Origin of the sequence: Xanthomonas sp. DAR 34887, assembly GCF_041245805.1 — a bacterium.
Lineage (GTDB): Bacteria > Pseudomonadota > Gammaproteobacteria > Xanthomonadales > Xanthomonadaceae > Xanthomonas_A > Xanthomonas_A tesorieronis.
Map to the genome: position 1 here is coordinate 2,483,021 of NZ_CP162490.1, position 14,923 is coordinate 2,497,943.

13 protein-coding genes are annotated in these 14,923 nt (G+C 68.5%); 10 read left to right on the top strand and 3 right to left on the bottom strand.

Going from position 1 to position 14,923, the window contains the following annotated elements; all coding sequences use genetic code 11:
• Positions 1–91: 91 nt before the first annotated feature.
• The 3 genes from AB3X08_RS10565 to AB3X08_RS10575 all read right to left on the bottom strand — a co-directional run bounded on the left by AB3X08_RS10565 (position 92) and on the right by AB3X08_RS10575 (position 4,541).
• Positions 92–1,297: an acetyl-CoA C-acyltransferase gene (locus AB3X08_RS10565; protein ID WP_369938123.1), complete on the bottom strand. Its 1,206-nt coding sequence runs from the start codon at positions 1,295–1,297 to the stop codon at positions 92–94.
• Between the two features lie 164 nt (positions 1,298–1,461).
• Positions 1,462–3,849, bottom strand: a complete 2,388-nt coding sequence (locus AB3X08_RS10570; RefSeq protein ID WP_369938125.1) for a 3-hydroxyacyl-CoA dehydrogenase/enoyl-CoA hydratase family protein — start codon at positions 3,847–3,849, stop codon at positions 1,462–1,464.
• Between the two features lie 59 nt (positions 3,850–3,908).
• Entirely contained in the window at positions 3,909–4,541 is a 633-nt protein-coding gene (locus tag AB3X08_RS10575) for a TetR/AcrR family transcriptional regulator (protein WP_369938126.1), read from the bottom strand.
• A gap of 222 nt (positions 4,542–4,763) precedes the next feature.
• Here AB3X08_RS10575 and ndk point away from each other — a divergent pair, with 222 nt between their 5' ends.
• From ndk to moeB, 10 genes are all read left to right on the top strand, one after another.
• The gene (ndk, locus tag AB3X08_RS10580; protein WP_002812972.1) at positions 4,764–5,189 is read left to right on the top strand and encodes a nucleoside-diphosphate kinase; all 426 of its coding nucleotides are present in this window, start codon (positions 4,764–4,766) and stop codon (positions 5,187–5,189) included.
• A gap of 9 nt (positions 5,190–5,198) precedes the next feature.
• Positions 5,199–6,404, top strand: coding sequence for a 23S rRNA (adenine(2503)-C(2))-methyltransferase RlmN (rlmN, locus tag AB3X08_RS10585; RefSeq protein ID WP_369938128.1), 1,206 nt, complete (start codon positions 5,199–5,201; stop codon positions 6,402–6,404).
• Between the two features lie 31 nt (positions 6,405–6,435).
• Positions 6,436–7,206, top strand: coding sequence for a type IV pilus biogenesis/stability protein PilW (locus AB3X08_RS10590; RefSeq protein ID WP_369938130.1), 771 nt, complete (start codon positions 6,436–6,438; stop codon positions 7,204–7,206).
• The gene (locus AB3X08_RS10595) at positions 7,203–8,069 is read left to right on the top strand and encodes a helix-turn-helix domain-containing protein (protein ID WP_369938132.1); all 867 of its coding nucleotides are present in this window, start codon (positions 7,203–7,205) and stop codon (positions 8,067–8,069) included. Before AB3X08_RS10590 ends, AB3X08_RS10595 begins: the two co-directional genes overlap by 4 nt.
• Before the next feature lie 64 nt (positions 8,070–8,133).
• A complete protein-coding gene (locus tag AB3X08_RS10600) occupies positions 8,134–8,772 on the top strand; it encodes a YfgM family protein (RefSeq protein WP_369938133.1) in 639 nt (212 codons plus the stop codon).
• Positions 8,772–10,127, top strand: coding sequence for an outer membrane protein assembly factor BamB (gene bamB / locus AB3X08_RS10605; RefSeq protein WP_369938135.1), 1,356 nt, complete (start codon positions 8,772–8,774; stop codon positions 10,125–10,127). Before AB3X08_RS10600 ends, bamB begins: the two co-directional genes overlap by 1 nt.
• Before the next feature lie 15 nt (positions 10,128–10,142).
• A complete protein-coding gene (gene der, locus AB3X08_RS10610) occupies positions 10,143–11,540 on the top strand; it encodes a ribosome biogenesis GTPase Der (RefSeq protein ID WP_369938136.1) in 1,398 nt (465 codons plus the stop codon).
• A gap of 3 nt (positions 11,541–11,543) precedes the next feature.
• A complete protein-coding gene (gene mobA, locus AB3X08_RS10615) occupies positions 11,544–12,149 on the top strand; it encodes a molybdenum cofactor guanylyltransferase (RefSeq protein WP_369938137.1) in 606 nt (201 codons plus the stop codon).
• On the top strand, positions 12,146–13,363 hold the full coding sequence (gene glp / locus AB3X08_RS10620) for a gephyrin-like molybdotransferase Glp (protein WP_369938139.1): 1,218 nt from the start codon (positions 12,146–12,148) through the stop codon (positions 13,361–13,363). Before mobA ends, glp begins: the two co-directional genes overlap by 4 nt.
• 62 nt (positions 13,364–13,425) lie before the next feature.
• Positions 13,426–14,565, top strand: a complete 1,140-nt coding sequence (gene moeB, locus AB3X08_RS10625) for a molybdopterin-synthase adenylyltransferase MoeB (protein WP_369938141.1) — start codon at positions 13,426–13,428, stop codon at positions 14,563–14,565.
• The last annotated feature ends 358 nt before the right edge of the window (positions 14,566–14,923 follow it).

A 14,923-nucleotide genomic window follows, 5' to 3' on the forward strand; every position in this document is an offset into this window, starting at 1 on the left:
CGCGTGAGTGGGGGCGCCGCTAGTCCCGATGCGTCACACGCAGGCTGGCGGCGCGGCGCTGGTATGCGTTCGCGCCGCCCCATGGGTGCGGTTACAGCGCCTCGATGATCCCGGCCGCGCCCATGCCGGTGCCGATGCACATGGTGACCATGCCGTACTTCTGCTGGCGGCGGCGCAGGCCGTGCACCAGGGTGGCGGTGCGGATCGCGCCGGTGGCGCCGAGCGGATGGCCGAGCGCGATCGCGCCGCCGAGCGGATTGACCTTGGACGGATCCAGGCCGCTGTCGCGAATCACCGCCAGCGACTGCGCGGCGAAGGCTTCGTTGAGCTCGATCCAGTCGATCTGGTCCTTGCTCAGCCCGGCCTGCTTGAGCGCCTTCGGGATCGCCGCGATCGGGCCGATGCCCATCACTTCCGGGCGCACGCCGGCGACCGAGAAGCTGACGAAGCGGGCGAGGGGAGTCAAGCCGTAGTCCTTGATCGCCTGCTCGGAGGCCAGCAGCACCGCGCCGGCGCCGTCGCTCATCTGCGAGGAATTGCCGGCGGTGACGCTGCCGCCGAACTGGCCGTTGCGGAACACCGGGCGCAGTTTGGCCAGGCCTTCGATCGAGCTGTCCGGGCGCGGGCCTTCGTCGGTATCGACCAGGCGCTTGCGCAGCGCGATGACGTTGCCGGCCAGGTCGGGCTGATGCGACAGGATTTCGTAGGGGGTGATCTCGTCGCGGAACTCGCCGGCGGCGATCGCGGCGATCGCCTTCTGGTGCGAGGCGAGCGCGAACGCGTCCTGGTCCTCGCGCGACACCTTCCACTCTTCGGCCACCTTCTCGGCGGTGATGCCCATGCCGTAGGCGATGGCGACGTGGTCGTCGGCGAACACGCTCGGCGACAGCGCGACCTTGTTGCCCATCATCGGCACCATCGACATCGACTCGGTGCCGCCGGCCAGCATCAGGTCGGCGTTGCCCAGGCGGATCTGGTCCGCGGCCAGCGCCACGGCCTGGATGCCGGAGGAGCAGAAGCGGTTGATGGTCTGGCCGGCGACCGAATTCGGCAGTCCGGCCAGCAGCACGCCGATGCGCGCCACGTTCATTCCTTGCTCGCCCTCGGGCATCGCGCAGCCGATGATCGCATCGTCGATGCGCGAGGTGTCGATGCCCGGCGCCTGCGCAACCACCGCGCGCAGCACGTGCGCCAGCATGTCGTCCGGACGGGTATTGCGGAACACGCCCTTGGGCGCCTTGCCGACCGGGGTACGGGTGGCTGCGACGATGTAGGCTTCCTGGATCTGTTTGCTCATTTGGCTATCTCCGATAGCCGGGATTGGAGATTCGGGATTCGGGATTCGTCAGAGCGGATCCCGGTGCCCAAATGTTTCCTGCCCGGCGGATGAATTTGTGGGAGGCGAGAATCGTTGGCAGTGGGGATCCGCTGTTGCGAATCCCCAATCCCGAATCCCGAATCTCAGTTCCTCAACGGCTTGCCCGTCTTGAGCATGTGCCCAATCCGCGCCTGGGTCTTTTCCTGCTGGGCCAGCTCGACGAAGTGCTTGCGCTCGAGCTTGAGCAGCCATTCCTCGTCCACCAGCGCGCCGCGATCGACTTCGCCGCCGCACAGCACAGTGGCGATGCGGGTGGCGATCTCGTAGTCGTACTCGCTGATGAAACGGCCTTCCAGCATGTTGACCAGCAGCATCTTGAAGGTGGCGATGCCGACGTCGCCGGCGACCTGGATGCGGCGTGCCGGCAACGGCGGACGGTAGCCGCTCTCGGCCAGCGCGCGCGCTTCGGCCTTGGCGATGTACAGCGCCTCGTAGCTGTTGAACACCACCTTGTCGGTGCCGCGCAGCAGGCCCAGTTCCTTGGCGTTGACCGCCGAGGTGGACACCTTGGCCATCGCCACGGTCTCGAAGGTCTTCTTCAGCTCGGCGAACACGTCGCCGCCGGGACCGGCCGCCTGCGAGGCGCGCACCGCGATCTCCTTCAAGCCGCCACCGGCCGGCAGCAGGCCGACGCCGGCCTCGACCAGCCCGATGTAGCTCTCCAGCGCGGCAACGGTCTTGGCGCTGTGCATCTGGAATTCGCAGCCGCCGCCCAGGGCCAGGCCGCGCACTGCCGCGACCACCGGCACCAGCGAGTACTTGATGCGCTGGCTGGTGGCCTGGAAGTTGGCCACCATCGCCTCGAACGCGTCGACCTTGCCGGCCTGCAGCAGGCCCAGCGCACCGGCCAGGTCGGCACCGGCGGAGAAGGGTTCCTTGTGCTGCCAGATCACCAGGCCCTTGAAGTCCTTCTCGGCGCGGCCGACCGCTTCCTGCAGACCGTCGAGCACCTGGTCGGAGACGGTGTTCATCTTGGTCTTGAAGCTGACCACGGCGATGTCGTCGCCGTCGTGCCACAGGCGCAGGCCGTCGTTCTCGAACACGGTCTCGCCCGGTGCGAACTTCTCGCCCAGCAGCGGATCCGGGAAGCGCTGGCGCTGGTACACCGGCAGCGCCGAGCGCGGCAGCTTGGCGTTGCGCGCCGGGCTGTAGCTGCCCTCGGCGGCATGCACGCCGTCGCGGCCGTCGAACACCCAGTCCGGCAGCGGCGCGCTGGACATGGCCTTGCCGGCCACGATGTCGTTGGCGATCCACTGCGCCACCTGCTTCCAGCCGGCCGCCTGCCAAGTCTCGAACGGGCCCAGCGACCAGCCGTAGCCCCAGCGGATCGCCAGATCCACGTCGCGCGCGGTTTCGGCGATGTCGGCCAGATGGTAGGCGCTGTAGTGGAACAGGTCGCGGAACGTCGCCCACAGGAACTGCGCCTGCGGATGCTGGCTTTCGCGCAGCTTGGCGAACTTCTCCGCCGGATTCTTGATCTTCAGGATCTCGACCACTTCCGGCGCCGCGCTGCGGTCGGCCGGGCGGTAGTCCTGCTTCTCCAGGTCCAGCACCACGATGTCCTTGCCGACCTTGCGGAAGATGCCGGCGCCGACCTTCTGCCCGAGCGCGCCCTTGGCGATCAGCGCGTCCAGCCACTTCGGCGAGGCGAAGTACTGGTGCCACGGATCGTTGGGCAGGGTGTCGGCCATGGTCTTGATGACGTGGGCCATGGTGTCCAGGCCGACCACGTCGGAGGTGCGGTAGGTCGCCGACTTCGGCCGTCCGACCAGCGGGCCGGTCAGCGCGTCCACTTCGTCGAAGCCCAGGCCGGACTGCGCGGTGTGGTGGATGGTGGACAGAATCGAGAATACGCCGATGCGGTTGCCGATGAAGTTCGGGGTGTCCTTGGCGTAGACCACGCCCTTGCCCAGGGTGGTGACCAGGAACGCCTCCAGGCCTTCCAGCACCGCCGCATCGGTCCCCTTGGCCGGGATCAGCTCGGCCAGGTGCATGTAGCGCGGCGGGTTGAAGAAATGCACGCCGCAGAAGCGGTGGCGCAGCTGCTCGGGCAGCACGTCGGACAGCGCATTGATGCCCAGGCCGGAGGTGTTGGAGGCCAGGACCGCGTGATCGGCCACGAACGGGGCGATCTTCTTGTACAGGTCCTGTTTCCAGTCCATGCGCTCGGCGATGGCTTCGATGATCAGGTCGCAGCCGCGCAGCTGCTCCAGGCCGCTGCTGTCATCGGGCGTGCCGTAGTTGGCCGGGGTGATCGCCTCGGCCAGCGTGGCGCTGGCGAGCGGGGCGGGGCTGAGCTTGGTCAGGTTGGCGATGGCCTTGAGCACGATGCCGTCGGGATGGCCATCCTTGGCGGGAAGGTCGAACAGGACGGTGTCGACGCCGGCGTTGGTCAGGTGCGCAGCGATCTGCGCGCCCATCACGCCCGCGCCCAGGACGGCGGCACGGCGGACTAGCAGGGGGTTGGACATAGCGATCAGCCTCTGTGGGTCAACGATTGCGGGATGTGGGAAAAAGGGGTGTTGCGGAATTACGGCGCGGCGCGGGCCAGAAAGCCCGCCTCGGCGAAACGGATGAGTTCGCGCGCGGCGTGGGCGCGATGCGCGCCTTCGCTGACGCCGGCGGGGCGCTTGATCAGGCCGAAGTCGGCCATGGCATAGGTCAGGGCGCCGGCCAGGAAGTCCAGGCGCCAGTAGAGTTCTTCCTTGCTCAGGTCGGGCACGCAGACGGCGATGGCCTTGCCGAACTCGCGCAGCACGTGGCCATAGTGGTCGGACAGGAACTGACGCAGGCTGTCGTTCTTCTCCGCATAGGCGCGGGCGATCACGCGCACGAAGGCACCGCCGCTCTGGCGGTCCTGGGCCATCGCCAGCGCCGGCTCCACGAATGCGGCCAGCACCGGTCCGAGCTGGCCCGGATGCTGGCGCTGCGCGGCTTCCAGTTGTGCCAGGCGCGCGGCGGTCATCTCGTCCATGCGCCGCCGAAATACCTCGTTGACGAGGTTTTCCTTGGAACCGAAGTGGTAGTTCACCGCGGCGATGTTGACGTCGGCCTGGCTGGTGACCTGGCGCAGCGACGTGCCGGAAAAGCCATGCTGGGCGAACAGTTCCTCGGCCGCGCTGAGGATGCGGTCCTTGGTCGAGAAGTGCGCTTGCTTTGCCATGCGGCCGCCAGAATCAATCAAACGATTGTTTGAGTCTAGGCCTGGCGTCCGGGCGCGTCATGTTGCGATGCAGCACGATTCAGCCGGCGGCCGTGCAAAGCCCGCTGCGATTGGATAGAATTGTCCATCGCAATTCTGGCTAAGCCCGCGTTTTGACGCGGGTTTTTTTCATGCTAACCTCGGGCCGTCTCGTCTAGTGGCCCGCCCAACGGAGAAATCCCCATGGCGCTGGAGCGCACCCTGTCCATCATCAAGCCCGATGCCGTCGCCAAGAACGTCATCGGCGAGATCTATTCCCGTTTCGAGAAGGCCGGCCTGAAGGTCGTGGCCGCCAAGTACAAGCAGCTGTCGCGCCGCGAGGCCGAGGGCTTCTACGCCGTGCACCGCGAGCGTCCGTTCTTCAACGCGCTGGTCGAGTTCATGATCTCCGGCCCGGTGATGATCCAGGCGCTGGAAGGCGAGAACGCCGTGGCGGCGCACCGCGACCTGCTCGGCGCCACCAATCCGAAGGACGCCGCGCCGGGCACCATCCGCGCCGATTTCGCCGACTCGATCGACGCCAACGCCGCGCACGGTTCCGACTCGGTCGAGAACGCCGCCAACGAAGTGGCGTATTTCTTCGCCGCCACCGAAGTGGTTTCGCGCTAAGAGGTCATCGTGAACGAGGTCGTCCACACTCCGTTGGCGCTTGCCGATCCGGTCCGGACCGGCGGCGCGACCAAACAGAATCTGCTCGACCTCGATCGCGAGGGTCTGGAGCGTTTCTTCGCCGACACGCTCGGCGAAGCACGCTACCGCGCCCACCAGGTGATGAAGTGGATCCACCATCGCTACGTCACCGACTTCGACCAGATGACCGACCTCGGCAAGGCGCTGCGCGCCAAGCTGCAGCAGCATGCCGAGGTCGTCGTCCCCAACATCGTGTTCGACAAGCCTTCCGCCGACGGCACCCACAAGTGGCTGCTGGCCATGGGCAGCGACGGCAAGAACGCGATCGAGGCCGTCTACATTCCCGACAAGGGCCGCGGCACGCTGTGCGTGTCCTCGCAGGTCGGCTGCGGGTTGAACTGCACGTTCTGTTCGACCGCCACCCAGGGCTTCAACCGCAACCTGTCCACCGCCGAGATCGTCGGCCAGGTATGGGTCGCGGCGCGGCATCTGGGCAACGTGCCGCACCAGCAGCGCCGTCTCACCAACGTGGTGATGATGGGCATGGGCGAGCCGCTGATGAATTTCGACAACGTCGTGCGCGCGATGAGCGTGATGCGCGACGACCTGGGCTACGGACTGGCCAACAAGCGGGTCACGCTGTCGACCTCCGGCCTGGTGCCGATGATCGATCGCCTATCCACCGAGAGCGACGTGTCGCTCGCGGTCTCCTTGCATGCGGCCGACGATGCGCTGCGCGAGACGCTGGTGCCGCTGAACAAGAAATACCCGGTCGCCGAGCTGATGGCCGCATGCGCGCGCTATCTGCGTGCCAACAAGCGGCGCGAATCGGTGACCTTCGAATACACGCTGATGAAGGGCATCAACGACCAGCCCGAACATGCGCGGCAGCTGGCGCGGCTGATGCGCCAGTTCGACAACGCGGTGCAGGCCTCGAACGCCGGCAAGGTCAATCTGATCCCGTTCAATCCGTTCCCGGGCACGCGCTACGAGCGTTCCGGCGAGACGGAGATCCGCGCTTTCCAGAAGATCCTGCTCGATGCGCAGGTGCTGACCATGGTGCGGCGCACGCGCGGCGACGACATCGACGCGGCCTGCGGCCAGCTCAAGGGGCAGGTGCTGGATCGCACCCGGCGCCAGGCCGATTTCCAGCGCCAGCTGCAGACCCGGGCGGATCGGGATGCGGCCGCCTAAGCATCCTCTGGCCATCGTTGCGTTGGCCGCGATGCTGCTGGTGTTGGCGGCGTGCGCCGGCCACGGCACCAAGGTGGGCAAGCTGCGCAACGTCGAGCAGGTGGCGCCGGATTACGATTTCCGCGACAGCGGCGAGGTCAAGGCGCGCTACGCGTTGCAGGAGCAGCTCGGCCTGGCCGGCAACCGGCTCAACGGCGGCGATCTTGCCGGCGCCGAGGAACATGCGCGCAAGGCGCTGGCGATGGCCCCGGATTCGGTGCAGGCGCACACGCTGCTGGCGGTGGCCGCTGGCCGCCGCGGCGATACGGCCACTGCCGGCGAGCATTACCGCAAGGCCGCGGAGCTGGCACCGACCCGCGGCGATGTCTTGAACAACTACGGCGCCTGGCTGTGCGCGAACGGCGCTGGTAGCGAATCGTTGCAGTGGTTCGATCGCGCGCTGGCGGCGCCGGGTTATGCCACGCCGGCGTCGGCCTTGGCCAATGCCGGCGGTTGCGCATTGCAGGTCGGTCAGCGCGAGCGCGGCGAACGCGATCTGCGCAAGGCGCTGGCGCTGGAGCCGGGCAATGCCTACGCGCTGGAAGCGATGGCGCGCAACGAAGCGGCGCATGCGCGCTTTTTCGAGGCGCGGGCCTTCTCGGAACGGCGTCTGGCGGCTGCGCCGGCCACTGTATCCGTGTTACAACTTGCTATTCAGATTGAACAAGGGCTGGGCGACATGGCTGCTGCCGGCCGTTACCAACAGCGGTTGCGCAAGGAGTTTCCCGATGCGACCACGACTCCCGGGGCTAGTGCATTGTGAGCAGTGATTCCAATCCGAACGCTTTCGACGGCGCCAAAGGTTGCGGGCAACAACTCCGCGAAGCGCGCGAAGCGGCGGGCCTGAGCATCGACGAAGTCGGCAGTCGCTTGCGCATGCCGGTGCACGTGATCGCTGCGCTGGAAGCGGAAGAGTGGCAGCGCCTGGGCGCGCCGGTGTTCGTGCGCGGTCAGCTGCGCAGCTATGCGCGCCTGCTTGGAGTGGACCTGGAACCGCTGCTGGCCAGTGCGCAGATCGCGCCGGTGCAACCGGTGGAGCTGATCAGCCATACGCATACACCGCCGCTGCGGCGCATGCTCGAGAGCGCGACCCGGCGCATGGTGTACGTGGTGATCACGGCCGGCCTAGCGGTCCCGGTCTGGTACGCGACCCGCACCCATTTCGCCGACGACGGCCCGAACACCGCGTCGCTGGACGTGGTGCCGGCGTCTCCTGGCGATGCCGCGCAGTCCGCGCCCGCCGGCGGTGGCGGCACCCCGGCACCGGCCGCCGCGTCGGGCAATCGCCCGGCGCCGCCCGCGGCGCCGTACATCGCTTCGCTGACGCCGCTGCCGCGCACCGCCTCCAGCGAGCCGGAAAAGCCTAGCCTGAGCCTGTCGTTCCAGGGCGACAGCTGGGTCCAGATCATCGCCCCGGACGGCACCCCGCTGGAAAAAGCGTTGCTGAAAGCCGGCGAAAAGCGCGACTACGCGCCGGGTCAGGTGGGCCGCATCGTGCTCGGCAATGCGTCGGCGGTCCAGGTTCAGCAATCCGGTAGTACCGTGGATCTGACACCGTACAAGCGCGCGAACGTGGCCCGCTTTGCGGTATCCTCTGACGGTTCCGTGGTGCCAGCGTCCGAGTGACGGCGGCGCGGTTCCTCAATCTCAACATTCCATGTCCCGTCGTTGCGGCGGGGCGAGAGTACGCATGGCGATCGACGACCTGCTCGACGAGCACGAACAAAGCGAACGCGTCCGCACTTGGCTCAGGAAAAACGGCGCCGGCCTGATCGGCGGCATTGCCCTGGGCATCGGCGCGATCATTGGCTGGCAGTGGTGGACCAAGCAGCATTCCAACGACCTGGCGTTGGCCAATTCCCGCTACGACGCCGTGCTCAAGAGCATCCAGGCCAAGCAACTGGAAAAGGCCAGCAAGGACATGGCGGCGCTGCAGCAGGGTCCGGCCAACATCTATGCCGAGCTGGCCGCGCTGCGCCTGGCCAAGGCGCAAGCCGATGACGGCAAGTACGATCAGGCCCTGGCGACCCTGCGCGGCCTCAAGGCCGAGGGCGAGCTGAAGCTGCTGATCGACCAGCGCGTGGCGCGGTTGCTGATCCAGACCGGGAAGAGCGAGGAAGCGCTGAAGCTGCTGGCCTCGGCCGACGACAACCAGAGCCTGGAGATCCGTGGCGATGCGCTGATCGCGCAGGGCAAGCGCGACGCGGCACGCGAGGCCTATGCCAAGTCGTTGACCACCCTAGACGTGGCGGCGCCGCAACGGCGACTGCTGGAAACGAAATTGATGGATGCGGGCGGCACCGTGCCGAATCCTGCGGAGCCGATCTGATGAAGGTAGTCATGTTCAAGCGCATCGCGACCGTCGCGCTGCTGGGTCTGGCGCTGTCCGGTTGCAGCACCGTCAAGGGCTGGTTCGCGGGTAAGGATGCGGCTGCCAAGAAGGCCGCCGAGCCGGCCGAGCTGGTCGATTTCAAGCCGTCGGTGAAGGTCGTCAAGCTGTGGTCCACCGACGCCGGCAAGGGCGAAAAGCGGATCGGCGTGCGCCAGCATCCGGCCGTGGCCGACGGCAAGGTGTACCTGGCCGCCGCCTCCGGTTCGGTCTACGCGCTGGACCTGCAGACCGGCAAGACGCTGTGGGAATACGACGCCAAGAGGGCGCGCAAAGAGCGCCTGTCGCAGGTGCAGGAACAACCGGAGAGCCAGGTCGAGGGCGAATCCAGCAAGGGCCTGACCAAGGACGAGCGCGCCGCCTACAAGCAGCGCCTGCGCAACGAGAAGCAGCAGGCCAAGGAGCGCAAGCGGCTGGAGAAGAACCGTCCGCTGCCGCGCTTCGCCGGCGGTCCTGGCGTGGGCGACGGGCTGGTCGTCGTCGGCGGCCTGAATGGCGAAGTGGTCGCGCTCGACGCCGCCAACGGCACCGAGAAGTGGCGCGCCAAGGTGCCCAACGAAGTGATCGCCGCGCCGGTGGTGGCGCAGAACCTGGTGTTCGTGCGCAGCAACGACGGTCGTGTCACCGCGTTCGACGCCGGCACCGGCCAGCAGCGCTGGTTCCACTCGCAGGAACTGCCGACCCTGACCGTGCGCGGCAATGCGCCGTTGGTGGCCGGACCGGGCGTGCTGTTCATCGGCAACGACGACGGCACCCTGTCGGCGTTGGCGATGGCCGACGGGCGCGAGCTGTGGCAGCAGACCATCGGCGTGCCGGAAGGCCGCACCGAACTGGAGCGCATGGCCGACGTGGACGGCGCGCCGGTGCTCGAAGGCACCACCCTGTACGCGACCAGCTTCAAGAACCAGACCCTGGCCCTGGAAGGCCCCAGCGGGCGTCCGCTGTGGACCCGCGATCATGGCGGCGCCGGCGGCGTGGGCGTCAGCTCCAGCAGCGTGGTGGTGGCCGACAACGCCGGTTCGGTGTGGGCCTTGGACAAGGCCTCCGGTTCGGCGACCTGGTCGCAGCCGGCGCTGGCGCGGCGTTCGCTGACCGGCGTGGCGATCCAGGGCGACTACGCCGTGGTCGGCGACTACAAGGGGTATCTGCATTGGTTGAAGCTCGACAACGGCGAGATCGCCGCACGCGAGCGGGTGGGACGCAAGGCGCTGGTAGCGCAGCCGGTGGTGGCCGATGGCATCCTGCTGGTCCAGAACACGAAAGGCGACCTGACCGCGTTCCGGTTGGGTCAATAAGGGAAGGAATTCGCGATGCTGCCGCTGGTCGCCCTGGTTGGACGGCCGAATGTCGGCAAGTCCACGCTGTTCAACGCGCTCACGCGCAGCCGCGACGCGCTGGTCCATGACCAGCCCGGCGTCACCCGCGATCGCCACTACGGGGTGTGCCGGCTGGAGCCGGAAACCCCGTTCGTGATCGTCGACACCGGCGGCATTTCCGGCGAGGAAGAAGGCCTGGCCGGCGCCACCGCCGACCAGGCGCGCTCCGCTGCCGGCGAGGCCGACCTTGTGCTGTTCGTGGTCGATGGCCGCGAAGGGTCGTCCTCGCTCGATGACGAGATCCTGGCCTGGCTGCGCAAGCTGGCGCGGCCCACGCTGCTGCTGATCAACAAGATCGACGGCACCGACGAGGACCAGGTGCGCGCCGAGTTCGCGCGCTACGGCCTGGGCGAGGCCATCACGGTGTCCGCGGCGCATCGCCACGGCATCGACGACCTGCTCGAGGAAGTGCTGTCGCGCTTGCCGGAAGAGGGCGCCGGCGAGACGCTGGACACCGATCCCAAGCGCATGCGCATCGCCTTCGTCGGTCGCCCCAACGTCGGCAAGTCGACGCTGGTCAACCGCCTGCTGGGCGAGGAGCGGATGATCGCGTCCGAGGTGCCGGGCACCACCCGCGATTCGATCGCGGTCGATCTGCAACGCGACGAACGCCTGTACCGGCTGATCGACACCGCCGGCCTGCGCCGTCGCGGCCGGGTCGAGGAGGCGGTGGAGAAATTCAGCGTGTTCAAGACGCTGCAGGCGATCGAGCAATGCGAGGTCGCGGTGCTGCTGCTCGACGCCACCGAAGGCGTCACCGACCAGGACGCCAGCGTGCTCGGCGCGATCCTGGACGCCGGCCGCGCCCTGGTGGTGGCGGTCAACAAGTGGGACGGACTCACCGATTACCAACGCGAACAGGCCGAGGCGCTGCTGGCGCGCAAGCTCGGCTTCGTGCCGTGGGCCGAAGCGGTGCGGATCTCGGCCAAGCACGGCTCCGGCCTGCGCGAGCTGTTCCGTGCAATCCACAACGCGCACGCCTCGGCGATCCGCGAATTCAGCACCAGCGAAGTCAACCAGGCGCTGGAAGTGGCCTACGAGACCAATCCGCCGCCGAGCATCCGCGGCCATGTCTCCAAGCTGCGCTACGTGCATCCGGGCGGCAGCAATCCACCGACCTTCATCGTCCACGGCACGCGCCTGAAGGTGCTGCCGGAGTCGTACAAGCGTTATCTGGAAAACTTCTTCCGCAAGCGCTTCAAGCTGGTCGGCACGCCGGTGCGCTTCATGTTCCGCGAAGGCGCCAACCCGTACGAAGGCAAGAAGAACGTGCTGACCGAGCGCCAGATCGCCAAGAAGCGGCGCTTGATGAAGCACGTCCGCGGCAAATAGCCGATGGACGCGCGGCGCGAGGTCACGCTGGGCATCCTTGCCGGCGGCCGCGCGCAACGCCTGGGCGGTTGCGACAAGGCCTGGCTGCAACGCGACGGACAAGCGTTGGTGCAGCGCCTGGCGCAGGCCTTGGCGCCCTCGGTCGCCGCCGTGCTGGTCAGCGCCAACCGCGACCTGCCGCGCTACGCTGCCGCTGGACTGCACGCGCTGCCCGACCGCATCGCCGCGCCGCCCGGCGCCGAGCGCTCGCTGGGGCCGATCGCCGGCCTGGATGCGCTGGCCGCGGCCTGCGCCACGCCGTGGCTGCTGACCTTGCCGGTGGACCTGTGCCGGCTTCCGCCGGCCTTGCTGGACAGGTTGATCGCCGCCAGTGGCGATGGGGATGGCGCCTATGCCGAGGACGGCGACGGCGTGCAGCCGCTGGTGGCACTGTACCGCGTCGCCGCACTGCGGCCTGCGTTGGCTTCGGCGCTGGATGACGGTCGCTACGCGCCGCGCGCCTTGCAGCAGCAGTTGGCGATGGTCCGCGCACGCGTGCCCGGGGAGACCTTCGGCAACCTCAACACGCCGCAGGACCTGCGCGCAGCGGGTATCCTGCCGGCGCCATGAACGACTATCCCTCCCGTATCGCCTATTCCGACGCGCTGGCCATCGTCGCCGCCGTCGCCCAGTCGCGTCCATTGCCGGCCGAACGCCTGGCGTTGCCGCGCGCCGACGGCCGCATCCTGCTCGAGCCGCTGGACGCACCGATCGACCTGCCGCCGTTCGCCAACAGCGCGATGGACGGCTTCGCGCTGCGCCATGCGGATCTGCATCCGGATGCGCCGACCATGCTGCGCCTGGCCGGCGAGCAGTTCGCCGGCGAGGACCTGCGGCAGGCGATCGGCGTTGGCGAATGCCTGCGCATCACCACCGGTGCGCCGCTGCCGGCGGGTGCCGATACGGTGGTGATCAAGGAAAACGTCATCGAGCGCGACGGCCAGGTGCAGGTGCCGGCCGCGCCGGCCGCTGGCGCGCACGTGCGTGTGCGCGGCGAGGACGTGCGCGCCGGCGAGCGCGTGCTTGAAGCGGGCGTGGCGTTGACGCCGTCGCGGATCGGCCTGGCCGCCGCGCTTGGCGTGGCGCAGCTGGCGGTGGCGGCGCGACCGACCGTGGCGGTGTTCGCCACTGGCGACGAGCTGGTCGAACCCGGCATGCCGCTCAGGCCTGGGCAGATCTACAACAGCAACCGCGACATGCTGATGGCGCAGTTGCGCCTGCTCGGCCTGGAGCCGACCGCATGGCCGACGCTGCCGGACGATCCGCAGCGCATCGACAGCATGCTCAGCGATGCGGCCTCCGCGTTCGACGTGGTGCTGACCTGCGGCGGCGTCTCCGCCGGCGAGAAGGATTACCTGCCGCGGCTGCTGGCCGAGCGCGGCCGCATCCATTTCTGGAAGGTGCGCATGCGCCCGGGCATGCCGCTGCTGTTCGGCGAGCTGGATCGCGCCCTGTTCCTGGGCCTGCCGGGCAATCCGGTGTCGGTGCTGGCCACGTTCATGGCGATCGGGCGGCCGCTGCTGGACGCGCTGCAGCGGCGCGCCGAGCCGCGCCCGCACTGGCGCGCGCGGCTGGCCTCGGGCTGGGACAAGCGCCACGACCGCCTGGAATTCCTGCGCGGGCGCATGCGCTGCGACGCGGACGGACAGCTGTGGGTGGAACCGAACCCGGCCGATGGTTCGCACCGTTTGCGCGGCGCCGCCGACAGCGACGTGCTGCTGCGCCTGGACGAGGGCGCGCGCCGCTTCGATGCCGGCGATGTGGTCGAAGTGTTCGCGTACTGAGCCGCGCGCCTGCGCGCTCCGTGGCTAAGGACGTGCCGCGGGTTTGCGCCGATAATGCACGCATGAGCATTCGAGAACTGACCCCGCAGCAGGCGCGCGAGCGCATCGCCCAGGGCGCGCGGCTGATCGACGTGCGCGAAGAGCACGAGCGCGCCGCCGGCATGGCCGAAGGCGCGCTCGGCGTGGCCCGCGCGCAGCTGCAGGACGATCCGGCCGCCCATGTCGGCGCAGCCGATGCCGAGACGATCCTGATCTGCCAGAGCGGCAAGCGCTCGCACGAGGCGGCGCTGTTCCTGCAGCAGGCAGGGTACTCCGCGGTCGCCTCGGTGCTGGGCGGCACCACGCGCTGGCAGCGCGACGGATTGCCGTTGCAGCGGCCGGCGCTGGCGCCGGAACAGCAGGAGTTCTTCGAGCGCTATTCGCGCCACTTGCGTCTGCCCGAAGTCGGCATCGACGGCCAGCGGCGGCTGCAGGCCGCACGCGTGCTGCTGGTCGGTGCCGGCGGGCTGGGATCGCCGGCGGGCTTCTACCTCGCCGCGGCCGGGGTCGGCCAGCTGCGCATCGCCGACGACGATGTGGTCGATCGCAGCAACCTGCAGCGGCAGATCCTGCATAGCGAAGCGCGCGTCGGGCAGCCCAAGGTGGCGTCGGCGGCCGCGGCGCTGGCCGCGCTGAATCCGGGGGTGCAGGTCGAGCCGGTGCGCGAACGGGTGACTTCGGCCAATGTCGAACGCCTGTTGCAGGACGTGGATGTGGTGCTCGACGGTTCGGACAATTTCCCCGCGCGTTATCTGCTCAACGACGCCTGCGTAAAGCTGGGCAAGCCGCTGGTGTACGGCGCGGTGCAGCGTTTCGAGGGCCAGGTCAGCGTGTTCGATGCCGGTCGCCGGCGCGGACAGGCGCCGTGCTACCGCTGCCTGTTCCCGGAGCCGCCGCCGCCGGAGTTCGCGCCCAGTTGCGCCGAGGCCGGCGTGCTCGGCGTGCTGCCCGGCATCGTCGGCCTGCTGCAGGCCAATGAAGTGCTGAAGCTGCTGCTGGAGATCGGCGAGCCGTTGCGCGGCCGCCTGCTGTACTTCGACGCGCTGGCGATGCGCTTCCGCGAAACCCGCCTGTCCGCCGACCCGCAGTGCCCGGTATGCGCGCCGGGTCTCGCGTTCCCCGGCTATATCGACTACGCGAAGTTCTGCGGCGCGGCGCCTTAGCCGCCGCCAGGCCTTAAGCCCCTCTCCCGCCGGGAGAGGGGTTGGGGTGAGGGTCCGGCGCGAAGCGTCTCGCGGAATTGAGTGCACGAGGCTACGCCCGTACCCTCATCCGCCCCTGCGGGGCACCTTCCCCCGAAAAGGGGGCTATGGTCCCGATGGGAGAAGGGGACAGCCGAGCCCCTCTCCCGTCGGGAGAGGGGTTGGGGTGAGGGTCCGGCGCGAAGCGTCTCGCGGAATTTGAGTGCACGAGGCTACGCCCGTACCCTCATCCGCCCCTGCGGGGCACCTTCCCCCGAAAAGGGGGCCATGGTCCCAATAGGAGAAGGAATAGCCTGCTGGTGCCGGTGGGAGCAGGGGG

Coding starts and splice junctions, on each gene's coding strand:
- AB3X08_RS10565 (WP_369938123.1), bottom strand. CDS start 1,297: ATGAGCAAACAGATCCAGGAAGCCTACATCGTCGCAGCCACCCGTACC.
- AB3X08_RS10570 (WP_369938125.1), bottom strand. CDS start 3,849: ATGTCCAACCCCCTGCTAGTCCGCCGTGCCGCCGTCCTGGGCGCGGGC.
- der (WP_369938136.1), top strand. CDS start 10,143: ATGCTGCCGCTGGTCGCCCTGGTTGGACGGCCGAATGTCGGCAAGTCC.
- moeB (WP_369938141.1), top strand. CDS start 13,426: ATGAGCATTCGAGAACTGACCCCGCAGCAGGCGCGCGAGCGCATCGCC.
- glp (WP_369938139.1), top strand. CDS start 12,146: ATGAACGACTATCCCTCCCGTATCGCCTATTCCGACGCGCTGGCCATC.
- AB3X08_RS10590 (WP_369938130.1), top strand. CDS start 6,436: ATGCTGCTGGTGTTGGCGGCGTGCGCCGGCCACGGCACCAAGGTGGGC.
- AB3X08_RS10600 (WP_369938133.1), top strand. CDS start 8,134: ATGGCGATCGACGACCTGCTCGACGAGCACGAACAAAGCGAACGCGTC.
- AB3X08_RS10575 (WP_369938126.1), bottom strand. CDS start 4,541: ATGGCAAAGCAAGCGCACTTCTCGACCAAGGACCGCATCCTCAGCGCG.
- bamB (WP_369938135.1), top strand. CDS start 8,772: ATGAAGGTAGTCATGTTCAAGCGCATCGCGACCGTCGCGCTGCTGGGT.
- mobA (WP_369938137.1), top strand. CDS start 11,544: ATGGACGCGCGGCGCGAGGTCACGCTGGGCATCCTTGCCGGCGGCCGC.
- ndk (WP_002812972.1), top strand. CDS start 4,764: ATGGCGCTGGAGCGCACCCTGTCCATCATCAAGCCCGATGCCGTCGCC.